12 protein-coding genes and 2 rRNA genes (1 of these 14 cut by a window edge) are annotated in these 14,510 nt (G+C 71.3%); 11 read left to right on the forward strand and 3 right to left on the reverse strand.

Annotated features, from left to right (window positions below):
• Positions 1–2,758, forward strand: a 23S ribosomal RNA gene (locus tag KSK32_RS23550) (it extends 350 nt beyond the left edge of the window).
• Between the two features lie 77 nt (positions 2,759–2,835).
• A 5S ribosomal RNA gene (gene rrf / locus KSK32_RS23555) occupies positions 2,836–2,952 on the forward strand.
• A 94-nt stretch (positions 2,953–3,046) separates the two neighbouring features.
• On the opposite strand, the gene KSK32_RS23560 is transcribed toward rrf, so the two are convergent.
• Positions 3,047–4,660 (reverse strand): hypothetical protein, encoded by a 1,614-nt coding sequence (locus tag KSK32_RS23560; RefSeq protein ID WP_216933157.1) that lies wholly within the window; start codon positions 4,658–4,660, stop codon positions 3,047–3,049.
• Between KSK32_RS23560 and KSK32_RS33580 the strand changes: the two genes are divergently transcribed.
• Positions 4,637–5,614 carry a Replicase polyprotein 1ab gene (locus KSK32_RS33580; protein ID WP_289256369.1) on the forward strand — a complete coding sequence of 326 codons (978 nt, stop codon included), beginning with the start codon at positions 4,637–4,639 and terminating at the stop codon, positions 5,612–5,614. The genes KSK32_RS23560 and KSK32_RS33580 overlap by 24 nt on opposite strands.
• A complete protein-coding gene (locus KSK32_RS23570) occupies positions 5,611–6,681 on the forward strand; it encodes an HAD-IIA family hydrolase (protein WP_254187160.1) in 1,071 nt (356 codons plus the stop codon). Before KSK32_RS33580 ends, KSK32_RS23570 begins: the two co-directional genes overlap by 4 nt.
• A gap of 14 nt (positions 6,682–6,695) precedes the next feature.
• Here the strand turns inward: KSK32_RS23570 and KSK32_RS23575 are convergent, their stop codons facing one another.
• A complete protein-coding gene (locus KSK32_RS23575) occupies positions 6,696–7,031 on the reverse strand; it encodes an SCP2 sterol-binding domain-containing protein (RefSeq protein WP_216927950.1) in 336 nt (111 codons plus the stop codon).
• A 111-nt stretch (positions 7,032–7,142) separates the two neighbouring features.
• Here KSK32_RS23575 and KSK32_RS23580 point away from each other — a divergent pair, with 111 nt between their 5' ends.
• The 4 genes from KSK32_RS23580 to KSK32_RS23595 are packed head-to-tail and all read left to right on the forward strand — an operon-like array spanning position 7,143 to position 9,786.
• A complete protein-coding gene (locus tag KSK32_RS23580; protein ID WP_216927951.1) occupies positions 7,143–7,811 on the forward strand; it encodes a phasin family protein in 669 nt (222 codons plus the stop codon).
• Positions 7,808–8,035 carry a hypothetical protein gene (locus KSK32_RS23585; RefSeq protein WP_216933158.1) on the forward strand — a complete coding sequence of 76 codons (228 nt, stop codon included), beginning with the start codon at positions 7,808–7,810 and terminating at the stop codon, positions 8,033–8,035. The genes KSK32_RS23580 and KSK32_RS23585 overlap by 4 nt, the downstream gene beginning before the upstream one ends.
• Before the next feature lie 21 nt (positions 8,036–8,056).
• Positions 8,057–8,905: a TlyA family RNA methyltransferase gene (locus KSK32_RS23590; protein ID WP_216927952.1), complete on the forward strand. Its 849-nt coding sequence runs from the start codon at positions 8,057–8,059 to the stop codon at positions 8,903–8,905.
• The gene (locus tag KSK32_RS23595) at positions 8,902–9,786 is read left to right on the forward strand and encodes an NAD kinase (protein ID WP_013285580.1); all 885 of its coding nucleotides are present in this window, start codon (positions 8,902–8,904) and stop codon (positions 9,784–9,786) included. Before KSK32_RS23590 ends, KSK32_RS23595 begins: the two co-directional genes overlap by 4 nt.
• A gap of 55 nt (positions 9,787–9,841) precedes the next feature.
• Here KSK32_RS23595 and KSK32_RS33585 read toward each other — a convergent pair whose 3' ends face one another.
• The gene (locus tag KSK32_RS33585; protein WP_289256370.1) at positions 9,842–10,378 is read right to left on the reverse strand and encodes a helix-turn-helix domain-containing protein; all 537 of its coding nucleotides are present in this window, start codon (positions 10,376–10,378) and stop codon (positions 9,842–9,844) included.
• 79 nt (positions 10,379–10,457) lie between these two features.
• Between KSK32_RS33585 and recN the strand changes: the two genes are divergently transcribed.
• From recN to KSK32_RS23615, 3 genes are all read left to right on the forward strand, one after another.
• On the forward strand, positions 10,458–12,215 hold the full coding sequence (gene recN, locus KSK32_RS23605; RefSeq protein ID WP_216933159.1) for a DNA repair protein RecN: 1,758 nt from the start codon (positions 10,458–10,460) through the stop codon (positions 12,213–12,215).
• Positions 12,216–12,333: 118 nt separating this feature from the next.
• On the forward strand, positions 12,334–13,512 hold the full coding sequence (gene steA / locus KSK32_RS23610; protein ID WP_216933160.1) for a putative cytokinetic ring protein SteA: 1,179 nt from the start codon (positions 12,334–12,336) through the stop codon (positions 13,510–13,512).
• Between the two features lie 27 nt (positions 13,513–13,539).
• Positions 13,540–14,481 (forward strand): copper transporter, encoded by a 942-nt coding sequence (locus tag KSK32_RS23615; RefSeq protein ID WP_216933161.1) that lies wholly within the window; start codon positions 13,540–13,542, stop codon positions 14,479–14,481.
• Positions 14,482–14,510: the final 29 nt, after the last annotated feature.

Here is a 14,510-nt window from a genome sequence, read left to right on the forward strand (position 1 = left end):
TTGGAGAAGTTACAAAGCCAGTGGTTAGTCGAACAGTCTGGAATGGCTGACCGTAGACGGTGATAGTCCGGTAGGTGAAAGTCGCTGGTCTTCTGTGGGTGTTCCCGAGTAGCGGCGGACTCCTGAAATCTGCCGTGAATCTGCCAGGACCACCTGGTAAGCCTAAATACTTCCTGGTGACCGATAGCGGACGAGTACCGTGAGGGAATGGTGAAAAGTACCCCGGGAGGGGAGTGAAATAGTACCTGAAACCGTTCGCCTACAATCCGTCGGAGCCTTGCGGGGTGACGGCGTGCCTTTTGAAGAATGAGCCTGCGAGTTAGTGGCATGTGGCGAGGTTAACCCGTGTGGGGGAGCCGTAGCGAAAGCGAGTCTGAATAGGGCGTTTGAGTCGCATGCTCTAGACCCGAAGCGGAGTGATCTAGCCATGGGCAGGCTGAAGCGCGGGTAAGACCGCGTGGAGGGCCGAACCCACCAACGTTGAAAAGTTGGGGGATGACCTGTGGTTAGGGGTGAAAGGCCAATCAAACTCCGTGATAGCTGGTTCTCCCCGAAATGCATTTAGGTGCAGCGTCGCGTGTTTCTTGCCGGAGGTAGAGCACTGGATGGTCTAGGGGGCCCACAAGCTTACCGAAATCAGCCAAACTCCGAATGCCGGTAAGTGAGAGCGCGGCAGTGAGACTGCGGGGGATAAGCTTCGTAGTCGAGAGGGAAACAGCCCAGATCACCAGCTAAGGCCCCTAAGCGTGTGCTAAGTGGAAAAGGATGTGGGGTCGCATAGACAACCAGGAGGTTGGCTTAGAAGCAGCCACCCTTTAAAGAGTGCGTAATAGCTCACTGGTCAAGTGGTTCCGCGCCGACAATGTAGCGGGGCTCAAGCACACCGCCGAAGCTGTGGCATTCACACAATAACTTCGCCTGGCCTTGATGCCAGGTGCAGGTGTGTGGGTGGGTAGGGGAGCGTCGTGCCGGGGGTGAAGCAGCGGGGTGACCCAGTTGTGGACGCGGCACGAGTGAGAATGCAGGCATGAGTAGCGAAAGAAGGGTGAGAAACCCTTCCGCCGGATGACCAAGGGTTCCAGGGCCAGGCTAATCCGCCCTGGGTGAGTCGGGACCTAAGGCGAGGCCGAGAGGCGTAGTCGATGGACAACGGGTTGATATTCCCGTACCCGCGAAAGAGCGACCCTGACGAACCTCGTTGTGCTAACCACCCGAACCGCCGGAGGTCTTCGGACCGATGGTGGGGAGCGTGGGAACCTGACGGGTAGTAGTCAAGCGATGGGGTGACGCAGGAAGGTAGCTGATCCCGGCCGGTGGTTGTGCCGGGGTAAGCGTGTAGGCCGGCGTGTAGGCAAATCCGCACGCCATTGAGGCTGAGACGTGATGCCGAGCCGATTCAGGTGAAGTCAGTGATCCTATGCTGCCGAGAAAAGCCTCTAGCGAGTTCTGAGCGGCCCGTACCCCAAACCGACACAGGTGGTCAGGTAGAGAATACCGAGGCGATCGGGCGAACTGTGGTTAAGGAACTCGGCAAATTGCCCCCGTAACTTAGGGAGAAGGGGGGCCGGAGACGTGAAGCCCCGCGCGGGTGGAGCGTTGTATGGCCGCAGAGAGCAGGGGGAAGCGACTGTTTACTAAAAACACAGGTCCATGCGAAGAAGTAATTCGATGTATATGGACTGACGCCTGCCCGGTGCTGGAACGTTAAGGGGACCTGTTAGCCCGCAAGGGCGAAGCGGAGAACTTAAGCGCCAGTAAACGGCGGTGGTAACTATAACCATCCTAAGGTAGCGAAATTCCTTGTCGGGTAAGTTCCGACCTGCACGAATGGCGTAACGACTTCCCCACTGTCTCAACCACAGGCCCGGCGAAATTGCAGTACGAGTAAAGATGCTCGTTACGCGCGGCAGGACGGAAAGACCCCGGGACCTTTACTATAGCTTGACATTGGTATCTGAATTAGCTTGTGTAGGATAGGTGGGAGCCGGTGAAGTCCATACGCCAGTATGGGTGGAGGCAATCTTGAAATACCACTCTGGTTGATTTGGGTATCTAACTTCGGACCGTTATCCGGTTCAGGGACAGTGTCTGGTGGGTAGTTTAACTGGGGCGGTTGCCTCCTAAAGGGTAACGGAGGCGCCCAAAGGTTCCCTCAGCCTGGTTGGCAATCAGGTGTTGAGTGCAAGTGCACAAGGGAGCTTGACTGTGAGACTGACAGGTCGAGCAGGGACGAAAGTCGGGACTAGTGATCCGGCACTGGCATGTGGAAGCGGTGTCGCTCAACGGATAAAAGGTACCCCGGGGATAACAGGCTGATCTTCCCCAAGAGTCCATATCGACGGGATGGTTTGGCACCTCGATGTCGGCTCGTCGCATCCTGGGGCTGTAGCAGGTCCCAAGGGTTGGGCTGTTCGCCCATTAAAGCGGTACGCGAGCTGGGTTTAGAACGTCGTGAGACAGTTCGGTCCCTATCCGCCGTGCGCGTAGGATACTTGAGAAGGGCTGTCCCTAGTACGAGAGGACCGGGACGGACGAACCTCTGGTGTGCCAGTTGTCCCGCCAGGGGCACGGCTGGTTAGCTACGTTCGGAAGGGATAACCGCTGAAAGCATCTAAGCGGGAAGCTCGCTTCAAGATGAGGTATCCCACCCACATTGTGGGGTAAGGCCCCCAGCTAGACGACTGGGTTGATAGGCCGGAAATGTAAGCCCGGTAACGGGTTCAGTTGACCGGTACTAATAGGCCGAGGACTTGACTACCAAGCTGCTACGCGTCCACTGTGCAACTCTGAACAAACCACCACCCACCGATGGGTTGGTTGACATGTTCATAGAGTTACGGCGGTCATGGCGGAGGGGAAACGCCCGGCAACATTCCGAACCCGGAAGCTAAGCCCTCCAGCGCCGATGGTACTGCACTCGGGAGGGTGTGGGAGAGTAGGACACCGCCGGACAATCTTCCAGTCGAGGGCCGCCCCAGCAGGGGCGGCCCTCGACTGCGTTAGCGTTCTCGGCGGAAACGCCATCAGGAAGGATGTACCCGTGAGCTCAGGACCCCAGGGCGGGGACCGCCCCCGTCGTTACGAGGATCGCGCCGACCGCGGCCAGGGGCGTGGTGACGCCGGCCGCGACGGTCGTCGCGATGACCGTCCCTCGTACCGGGGCGGCCGCGACGACCGCCCGGGCGGCTTCCGTGGTGGCGACCGTGACAGTGGCGCCCGCGGTGGCGACCGCCGGGAGGGCGGCTTCCGCGGTGGTGACCGCCGCGAGGGCGGCTTCCGTGGTGGCGACCGTGACAGTGGCGCCCGCGGTGGCGACCGCCGGGAGGGCGGTTTCGGCGGTGGTGACCGCCGCGAGGGCGGCTTCCGGAGTGGAAACCGTCCGGGCGGCGACCGTCGCGAAGGCGGTTTCCGGGGCGGCGACCGCGAGGGCGGTTTCCGCGGCGGCGACCGCCGTGAAGGTGGCACCCGTGACGGTGGTTTCCGGGGCGGCGACCGCCGTGAGGGCGGTTTCCGCGGCGGCGATCGTCGTGAAGGCGGCGCCCGTGACGGCGGCTACCGCGGCGGTGACCGCCGTGAGGGCGGCGGGTTCGCCGGTGGCGATCGCCGTGAGGGCGGTTTCCGGGGCGGCGATCGTCGCGAGGGCGGCTTCCGGGGTGGCGACCGCGAGGGTGGCTTCCGCAGCGGGAGTCGCGACGGCGGTGACCGCCGCGAGGGTGGCTTCCGTGGCGGTGACCGGGACGGCGGTTTCCGTGGCGGTGATCGTCGTGAGGGTGGTTTCCGGGGCGGTGACCGCGAGGGTGGTTTCCGTGGCGGTGATCGTCGTGAGGGTGGTTTCCATGGTGGTGACCGCGAGGGTGGTTTCCGTGGCGGTGACCGTCGTGAGGGTGGTTTCCGTGGTGGTGACCGTCGTGAGGGTGGTTTCCGTGGTGGTGACCGTCGTGAGGGTGGTTTCCGTGGCGGCGATCGTCGTGAGGGTGGTTTCCGTGGCGGCGATCGTGACGGCGGTTTCCGCGGCGGCGACCGTCGCGAGGGTGGTTTCCGCGGTGGCGATCGTCGTGAGGGCGGTTTCCGTGGTGGTGACCGGGACGGCAGTTTCCGTGGCGGTGAGCGTCGTGAGGGCGGTTTCCGGGGTGGCGACCGCGAGGGCGGTTTCCGTGGCGGGGACCGTCGTGAGGGTGGTTTCCGTGGCGGCGATCGTGACGGTGGCGCCCGTGGCGGTGAGCGTCGTGAGGGCGGGTTCCGCGGTGGCGACCGTGACGGTGGCGCCCGTGGCGGGGACCGTCGTGAAGGTGGTTACCAGGGCGGCGACAACCGCCGGGAGAGCTTCGCGGGTGGTGGCGACCGCCGTGAGGGCGGTTTCCGCGGCGGCGACCGCGACCGTGGCTTCCGGCGCGACGACCGTCGCGACGACCGGCGGCCGGGCGGCTTCCGGGGCGAGCGGGACGGTGAACGCCGCGGCTACGGCGACCGGCCGGGCGGCGACGACCGTCGGACCGGCAACTACGGCCCGCAGCGGGAGCGCCGGGACGAGCGCGGCGAGGGGCGTACCGGTGAGGCACCGGAGCTGCCCGACGACGTCGTCGCGAGCGACCTCGACTCGGCCGTCCGGGCGGAGCTGCTCTCCCTCGCCAAGCCGGTGGCGGAGACGGTCGCCCGGCACCTGGTCGCGACCGGTCTGCTGATCGACGAGGACCCGGCGCTGGCGCTGGCACACGCCATGGCGGCCCGCCGGCTCGCCTCGCGGATCGCCGCCGTGCGGGAGGCCGTCGGTCTGGCCGCGTACCACGCGGGCGAGTGGCAGACCGCCATCGCCGAACTGCGGACGTACCACCGGATGACCGGCCTGCAGAGCCACCTGGCGGTGCTGGCCGACTGCGAGCGGGCGCTGGGCCGGCCGGAGCGGGCCATCGACCTGTTCCGCGGCGCGGACCGGGACAAGCTCGACCAGGCCGTCGCGATCGAGCTTCTGATCGTGGCCGCCGGGGCGCGCGGTGACCTCGGGCAGAAGGACGCCGCGGTGGCGATGCTCCAGGTCCGCGAGCTGACCGGCGACTCGGCCGAGCCGTGGGCGGCGCGGCTGCGCTACGCGTACGCGGACGCCCTGCTGGCGGTGGACCGGCGCGAGGAGGCACGGGAGTGGTTCTCCCGGGCCGCCGACGTCGACTCCGAGGGGGAGACCGACGCCGCCGAGCGGCTGCTGGAGCTGGACGGCGTGGTCATCGAGGGCGACGACGAGCCGGAGGACGACACGGACGCGTCCGAGCCGTCGGCCGAGGCCGCCGGCGACGACCTCGACGACGATGAGGACGAGGACGAGGACGGCGACGATGACGATGACGAGGACGACCGCGAGGATGACGCGCGGCTGAGCGGCGGCGACGTCACCTCGGGCGCCGGCGGGGACGCGGCACGGGCCGACGACGAGCTGACCGACGCCGAGGCCGGCTCGCTCGCCGCCGGCACCGCCACCACCCCGGCCTTCGTCCCGGCGAACGAGGAACCGGCCACCACCGCGGCTGCCGAGGCAGCGGACGCCACCCCGGCGGACGAGGCCGACCGGCCCGCGCCGGGTGACGTCGCGGGCGGAGAGGGCGAGGCGGCGGAGCGCCGATGACCGGGTACGCCGGTGACACCGCCTCCGGCGCGGATCGGGGAGAACCCGGCCGCGCCGGGGCGGGCGGTCCGCTGGCCGAGGCGTACTCGCTCGTGGTCTTCGACCTGGACGGCGTCATCTATCTGATCGACCGGCCCATTCCCGGCGCGGTCGATGCGGTCGGCCGGCTGCACGCCGAGGGGCGCGCGGTCGCGTACGCGACGAACAACGCCTCCCGCCGCTCCGGCGAGGTTGCCGACCTGCTCACCCGCATGGGCGTGCCGGCGCAGCCGGCGGAGGTGCTCACCTCCGCGGCGGCTACGGCCGAGCTGCTCCGCGACCGGCTGCCCGAGGGCGCACCAGTGCTCGTGGTCGGCGCGGAGGCGCTGCGCGCCGAGCTGCGCGCGGTGGGCCTGCGGCCGGTGTCCACAGCTGACGAGGAGCCCGCCGCCGTGGCCCAGGGCTACGGCCCGCAGGTCGGCTGGTCCGATCTGGCCGAGGCGTCCCTGGCGGTCCGGGCGGGCGCGCCCTGGTACGCCACGAACACGGACCGCACGCTGCCCAGCCCGCGCGGCCCGCTGCCGGGCAACGGCTCACTCGTCGCGGTGCTGCGGACCGCGCTCGGCCGTGACCCGGACGTGGTGGTGGGCAAGCCGGAGCCGGCGCTGTTCACCACCGCCGCGCGGCGGGCCGGGACCGGGCGCACGCTCGTGGTGGGCGACCGGCTGGACACCGACATCGAGGGTGCCCGCCGGGCCGGACTGGACAGCCTGCTGGTGCTCACCGGCGTCAGCGACGCCGCCGAGCTGCTGGCCGCACCCGAGGAGCGCCGCCCCGCGTACGTCTCGTTCGACCTGGCGGGCCTGTTCGACCCGGCCGCCGTGGTGGCGGTGCCGGGCCGGGCCGCAGACGGCGGCTGGTCGGTGACGGAGGCCGGCGCGGACCTCGTGCTCGACGGCGCGGGACCGCCCCTGGAGGCGTTGGCGGCGCTCTGCGAGGTGGCCTGGTCGACGGCGGCCGGGCCGCGCGTACGGGCGCAGTCCCCGGCGGCGGAGGAGGCCCTCGCCGCGTTCGGTCTCGACGACTGAGGCAGCCGGGCCGCTCAGAGCAGCTTGCGGAGCTTCATCAGGTCGAACGGATTCGCCTTGATCGAGACCCGCCGGGAGGCCACCGCCGACATGACGTCGAGCCGGCCGTCCACCAGCGCGACGAGGTCGTCGCTGCCGGTGCTCAGCGCGATCTTCGCCTTCGGGTCGTCGCCGTCGGCCAGGTCGACCAGCCGGCCACCCTCCAGCCGCCCGTGGAACGCCGTGCCGAGGTCGGTGATCCGGCAGGCCAGGGTGCGGTCGAGGTCGATGCGCCCCTGTGCCTCGGCGTTGCGGTCCAGCCGCGCGGCCAGGTCCTGCAACGCCTGCCGGCACTCGTCCACGCTGGCCACATCGTCTCCTCACCACGAACCACGCCGTTCCCGGCACCGTACCGCAATGGGGCGTCCGGGGTGCCCGGTAGCGTGGCACCTGCACACCTCGCCCCGCGGAAGGACTCAGGCATGCAGGACGCGTGGCGCGCCTACCTCGAGCTGGCCATGGGCCTGACGGAGGCGCCCCGGAAGAAGGCACAGGACGCGGTCATGCGCGTCGTCGGCCAGGGCGGCGCGACCGCCGCCCAGCTCCAGACGCTCGCCGAGGAACTGGTCGCGACCGGCCTGGCGAACCGGGAGTCGCTGACCAAGCTGGTCCGCTTCGAGGTGGACCGGGCGCTGGGTGCGGTCGGGCTGGCCACCGCCGACGAGGTCGCCGAGCTGACCCGCCGGGTGCACGACCTGGAGCGGCAGCTGCGCGAGGCGCGCGGCCACCTCGGACCGGGCGACACGCCGTCCACCGGATCGTCCGAGCCCGCCACCGCACCGGCCGGGGCCGCCGCCGCCTCGCCGCGGACCGAGCCGTCCGAGCCAGCGGACGCCGATTCGCCGAAGCCGGGGCCGCCCGCGCCGGAGCCGTCGACGACCGGATCGTCCGCCGCCGAAGCCCCGGCGACCACGCCGGCGAAGGCCCCCGCGACGACGCCGACGAAGGCGCTGGCAAAGAAGACGGTGGCCAAGAAGGCGATCGCGAAGAAGCCGCCGGCCACCGTGGCCCGTACCCCTGCCGACGACTCGCCCGCCGCGCCCGCCCGGCCGGCGAAGAAGGCCACCGGGCGCCGGGCGGCCGGCTCGTGACCGCGCCCCGGCCCGGCCCGCCGCCGGGTCCGCGGCCCGGACCGCCCCCGGGGGTACGCCCCGCGCCGGTCGAGGAGGTCGGCGAGGCGCGGCACCCGGCGGTCGACGCCGCCGTGCTCGGCATGGCCAACGCCGAGGCGCTCCCCCCGGCCGACCAGATCGCCCAGTACGAGGCGGCGTACGAGACGCTGCGCGAGACCCTCGCCACCATCGACCAGGCCTGAGCAGAGGCGGAGAGACACCTGATGGCTCGTCGTACCCGGCTGGACGCCGAACTGGTCCGGCGCGGGCTGGCCCGCTCCCGGGAGCAGGCCGCCGCGCTCGTGGAGGCCGGTCGCGTCCAGCTGCGCGGAGTGCAGGCGCGCAAGGCCGCGGCGATGGTCGACCCGGCCGACCCGCTGCTGGTCACCGGCGAGGATCCGGCGCAGGAGTACGTCTCCCGGGGTGGCCACAAGCTGGCCGGAGCGCTCGCTGCGTTCGCCCCCGGCGGGCTGACGGTGGCCGGCCGGCGCTGCCTGGACGCGGGCGCGTCGACAGGCGGGTTCACCGACGTGCTGCTGCGCGGCGGCGCCGCCGAGGTGGTCGCCGTGGACGTCGGCTACGGGCAGCTCGCCTGGTCGCTGCGTACCGACGAGCGGGTGCGGGTGTTCGAGCGCACGAACGTGCGTACCCTCACGCCGGAGGCGATCGGTGGCCCGGTCGACCTGACGGTGGCCGACCTGTCGTTCATCTCACTGCGGCTGGTGCTGCCCGCGCTGGCCGCGTGCACCGGGCCCGGCGGTGACCTGGCGCTGATGGTCAAGCCGCAGTTCGAGGTCGGCAAGGAGCGGGTCGGTGCCGGCGGTGTGGTCCGCGACCCGGCGCTGCGGGCCGAGGCGGTGCTCGACGTGGCCGCGGCCGCCGCCGCGCTGGGCCTCGGCCTGGCCGGCGTGGCGGCCAGCCCGCTGCCCGGGCCGAGCGGCAACGTCGAGTTCTTCGTATGGTTGCGCGGGGGCGCGCCCGCCGCGGATCCGGAGCGGGTCCGCGCGGTGGTGGCCGCCGGCCCGCAGGGCGCCGCCGCGACGGCGGCCACGACCGAGGAGGTGTCCGGGTGAGCCGTACCGCGCTGCTGGTCACGCACACCGGCCGTCGACGCAGCACGGAGCACGCCCGCGCGGTGGCCGCCGACCTGATCGCCGCCGGGTTCGAGGTGCGGGTGGTGGCCGAGGAGGCCGACGACCTGGACCTGCCGGGCGTGGTGCCGGTGACCGGCCCGGAGGCCGCCGAGGGCGCCGAGATCGTGTTCGCGCTCGGCGGGGACGGCACGTTCCTGCGCGCCGCCGAGCTGGCCCGCCCGGCCAAGGTGCCGCTGCTCGGCATCAACCTGGGCAAGGTCGGCTTCCTCGCCGAGGCCGAGATCGACGACCTGGACACCGCCGTGCGGGACGTGGTCGACCGCAACTACACGGTGGACGAACGGCTCACCCTCGACGTCACCGCCGAGTTCGAGGGCGGGCCGACCATCGAGTCGTGGGCGCTCAACGAGATCAGCGTGGAGAAGGGCGAACGCGCCCAGATGCTGGAGCTGCTCGTCGACGTGGACGGCCGGCCGCTGTCCCGGTACGGCTGCGACGGCGTGATCTGCGCGACCCCCACCGGCTCGACCGCGTACGCGTTCTCCGGCGGCGGGCCGGTGGTCTGGCCCGAGGTGGAGGCACTGCTGCTGGTGCCGATCAGCGCGCACGCCCTGTTCAGTCGCCCGCTGGTGACCGCGCCCACCTCGACGTTCGTCATCACCGTCGACCCGTTCACCACCCTGGCGGTGCTGTGCTGCGACGGGCGGCGCGTCTACGACCTGCCGCCCGGCGCCCGGGTCACGGTGCGCCGGGGCACGCTGCCGGTGCGCATCGTGCGCCTGCGGGCACGCCCGTTCACCGACCGGCTGGTGGCCAAGTTCGACCTTCCGGTCCAGGGCTGGCGGGGCAACCGACGCTGACCAGCGGCTCAGCGGAAACCTCCGTTCGGCCCACCGGTCCCGGCGCTCGCGCGCGTTACGGTGAGTGTACGGGCCGCGACGAGGTGAGTCCGGGCGCGGCGGTGAGGCCCGCCGCTTCCCGGATGCGGCCCACCTGTCGCGGGCTCGGCCAGGGGGTGGTCGGGGCCGCGACGGCCGGGACGCCGGAGCGTCGTAGCCGGCCGCGGCGGGCGGACCGGCACGCCGTGTCCGGCCGGGCGTCGATCCCGGCCGGGCCGACAGGTCGCAGGGCCGCCGCCGGAGGAAGCGGCGGCACGCGAGCTGGGCGACGCGGTTTCCGGCGTCCCGGCCTCCACCCCGTCGTGCACGTTGGCGCCGACTGGCGGCGCAGCAGCGCCTCGCCGAGCGGCGCGAGCGGCCGCAGCGGCGCGTCCGGTTCCGGCCCGGTCGGCAGCACGAGACCCTTGTCGCGCAAGACGTCCAGCCGGGCGACGACCTCCGCGCGGGGCCACCCCGGCCGCTGCGCGAGCTCACCGGCCCGGGCCGTGTTCGCCCGTACCAGGCTGCGGTAGAGCTCCTCCTCGTCCGGGGTCAGGCCGATCTCCTTTAGCACGGGGCTGAACTGTACGGGTGCCCGCGCCTCGCCCTGCCGGCTGGTCAACTGTCACACGGCGGGGCTACTGTCGGGTGCTGTGCTGGAAGAGCTGCGCATCACCGGACTGGGCGTCATCGAGGACACGACGCTGCCGCTGGCCGCGGGGATGAACGTCATCACCGGCGAGACCGGCGCCGGCAAGACCATGGTGGTGACCGGCCTCGGCCTGCTCTTCGGCGGCCGCGCCGACGCCGGCCGGGTGCGTGCCCAGCCGGGCCGCGCGGCGGTGGAGGGCCGGCTGCGCCTGAGCGGACGGGTGGCCGAGGCGGTGCACGCCCGCATCCTCGACGCCGGTGGCGAGCCCGACGAGGACGGCTCGCTGCTGCTCAGCCGCACCGTGACCATCGAGGGCCGCTCCCGGGCGCACCTGGGCGGGCGCGCCATGCCGGTGTCCACGCTCGGCGAGGTCGGCGAGCAGGTGCTGGCCGTGCACGGCCAGTCCGACCAGCTGCGGTTGCTGCGCCCGGCCGAGCAGCGCGCCTCGCTCGACCGGTTCGCCGGGCCGGAGCACGAGAAGCTGCTGGACGCGCTGCGTGAGACGTACGCCCGGTGGCGCACCGTCGTCGACGACCTGGCCGACCGGCGGCGCAACGCCCGCGAGCGCAACCAGGAGGCCGACCTGCTGCGCCTGGGCCTGGACGAGATCACCCGGGTGGACCCCCAGCCGGGGGAGGACGACGAGCTGAAGGCCGAGGCGCAGCGGCTGGAGCACGCCGAAGGGCTGCGTACCGCCGCGCAGGTGGCCCAGCAGTGCGTGGCCGGCGGTGTCGAGGCGACCGACGAGACGCCGGACGCGACGGCGCTGCTGGGCACCGCGCGCCGCACGCTGGAGGCGCAGGCCGGCACCGACCCGGCGCTGGGTGAGCTGGCGGGCCGGCTGGAGGAGGCGGCCACGCTCGTCACGGACGTGGCCGCGGAGCTGTCGACCTACCTGGCCGCGCTGGACGCCGACCCGGCTCGCCTGCAGACCGTCTACGAGCGGCGGGCCGCGCTGCGCGCGCTCACCCGCAAGTACGCCGACGACGTCGACGGCGTGGTGGCGTGGGCCGAGCGGGCCCGGACCCGGCTGTCCGATCTGGACACGTCCGACGAGCTGCTGGACGAGCTGGACCGCGAGGCGACCCGGCTCGCCGGTGAGGTGGCCGACCTCGCCGGCCGGGTCTCGGCGTCCCGCCGGGAGGCAGCGGTCCGCTTCGCCGAGGAGGTGACGGCCGAGCTGGCCGGGCTGGCCATGCCGCACGCCCGCATCGAGGTGGCGGTGCTACCGCGCCCGGCGGGCCGGTCCGAGCCGAGCCTGCCGGTCAACGGCGCCGAGACCGGCGTCGGCGCGGACGGCGCCGACGAGGTGGAGCTGCGGCTGCTGGCACACCCGGGCGCCCCGGCGCTGCCGTTGCAGAAGGGCGCCTCCGGCGGCGAGCTGTCCCGGGTGATGCTCGCCATCGAGGTCGTCTTCGCCGGCTCCGGCGGCCCGCCCACGCTGGTGTTCGACGAGGTCGACGCCGGTGTCGGCGGTCAGGCCGCGGTGGAGATCGGCCGCCGGCTGGCCCGGCTGGCCCGCAGCCACCAGGTGCTCGTGGTCACGCACCTGCCGCAGGTCGCCGCGTTCGCCGACCGGCACCTGGTGGTGGCCAAGGACACCGGGGGAGCGGTCACCACGAGCGGGGTGCGCGTGGTGGAGGACACCGAGCGTGCCCGGGAGCTGGCCCGGATGCTCGCCGGTTTGCCGGACTCGGATCTGGGTATCGCCCATGCCGAGGAGCTCCTGGCGGTGGCGGCCAAGGAAAGGCGTCCGTGATACCCCGATTGTGAGCGCAAGCACACCGGCACGCGTTCCGGTGTGCTTCCCTGGGTAGGCGGCCCTGCTCAGGCATGTCGCGACAGCAAAACCTGCCCCACATGCCAGGATGGTCACGATGCGTCTACCCACACTGCGCCGGAGCCGGAACCCGGAGCCGGGCTCCATCGTCGGCACCGCGCGCCTCGACCGCCGGACGAAACGGCTGGTCGGGCGGCTGCGACCCGGCGACATCGCGGTCATCGACCACGTCGACCTGGACCGGGTGGCGGCCGACTCGCTCGTCGCGGTGGGTGTGGCGGCGGTCCTCAACGCCAAGCCGTCGGTCTCCGGCCGCTATCCCAACCTCGGCCCGGAGGTGCTGGTCTCGGCCGGCATCCCGCTGCTGGACGATCTTGGCGAGAGCGTCTTCGAGCAGGTCCGGGAGGGCGACCGGGTCCGCATCGAGGGCAACACCGTCTTCGTCGGCGACGATCCGGTCTCGCACGGCTCGCTGCAGGACGCCGAGACCGTGGCCAAGTCGATGGCCGACGCCCGGGAGGGCCTGTCGGTGCAGTTGGAGGCGTTCGCCGCCAACACGATGGACTACCTGCGCCAGGAACGCGACCTGCTGCTCGACGGCGTCGGCGTGCCGGAGATCCAGACCCAGATCCAGGGCCGGCACTGCCTGATCGTGGTGCGCGGCTACGACTACAAGGCCGACCTGGACGTGCTGCGCCCGTACATCCGGGAGTTCAAGCCGGTGCTGATCGGCGTGGACGGCGGAGCCGACGCGCTGGTCGAGGCGGGTTACACCCCCGACATGATCATCGGGGACATGGACTCGGTCACCGACGACGTGCTGCGCTGTGGCGCCGAGGTGATCGTGCACGCCTACCCGGACGGGCGGGCGCCGGGCCTGGCCCGGGTCAACGGGCTCGGCGTCCCGGCGATCACCTTCCCGGCGGCGGCCACCAGCGAGGACCTGGCCATGCTGCTGGCCGACGAGAAGGGCGCTTCGCTGCTGGTGGCGGTCGGCACGCACGCCACCCTGGTGGAGTTCCTCGACAAGGGGCGCGGCGGCATGGCGTCGACGTTCCTGACCCGGCTGAAGGTGGGTGGCAAGCTGGTCGACGCCAAGGGCGTCAGCCGGCTCTACCGGCAGAGCATCTCCGGGTCGTCGCTGCTGCTGCTGGTCCTGTCGGCGGTGGCCGCCATGGCCTCCGCGGTGGCGGTCTCCACCGTCGGGAAGGCGTATCTGGGCGTGGTCTCCGAATGGTGGGACAATTTTGTGTTCCAGCTCGGCCAGCTCTTCTAGCTCCCCGACGATCAAGAGGCTGCAAGCGTGATCAACTTTCGCTACCACGTGGTGTCCCTGACCGCGGTGTTCCTGGCGCTGGCGATCGGCCTGGTGGTCGGCACAGCCGCCCTCAACGGGCCGGTCGCCGACTCGCTCCGGGAGAACGTCAACGGCTTGCGCAAGGACAACTCGCTGATGCGCCAGTCGGTCAACAGCATGCAGAAGCAGCTGGAGACCGAGGAGGACTTCGCCGCGGAGATGGCCCAGCTCGTCCTGCCCGGCAAGCTGACCGGCCGCCGGGTGCTGGTGCTCACCCTGCCCAGCGGCCGGGACCAGGCCGAGGGCGTGGTGAAGATGCTCCAGACCGCCGGCGCCGACGTCACCGGGCGCATCGACGTGCAGGACAAGTTCGTCAACCCGGACAGCAACAACAACCTGCTGGAACTGGCGGTCACCGCGGCCCGGCCGAACAGCGCCCCCACCGGCAACCTGCCCGGCAACGGGCACGGCGTGGAGACCTCCAGCGCGTTGCTGGTCAACGTGCTGGTGGACCGCCCGGCCGAGAGCCCGCCGGTCAGCGACGCCGACCGGCGCGCCGTGCTGGAGCAGTACGCCACCGCCGGATACCTCACCCCGGCGGACCGGATCTCCACCGCTGCCGAGGCGGTGGTGATGGTCACCGGCCAGCCGTACGTGGACAAGGACTCGGCGAAGAAGGACGAGTCGGTGGTGAAGATCGCCGAGCAGTTCGACCGGGCCGGCGCGCTGGTGGTCGCCGGCATGGGGTCGACCGGCGGGAACCTGGTCTCCGTGGTCCGCGACGACCCGGTCCTGTCGCAGACCATCTCCACCGTCGACAACGCCAACACCGTGGAGGGCCAGCTGGTCACCAGTCTCGCCCTGGCGGAGCAGCTCACCGACAAGAAGACCGGCCAGTACGGCGTGGGCGACAACGCCGCCGCCCGGGTGCCTACACTGCCCCGGTGACCGCTCCGGGCCGCCCGGTCCGTCCCGCG

Origin of the sequence: Micromonospora sp. WMMB482, assembly GCF_019038635.1 — a bacterium.
GTDB lineage: Bacteria > Actinomycetota > Actinomycetes > Mycobacteriales > Micromonosporaceae > Micromonospora > Micromonospora marina.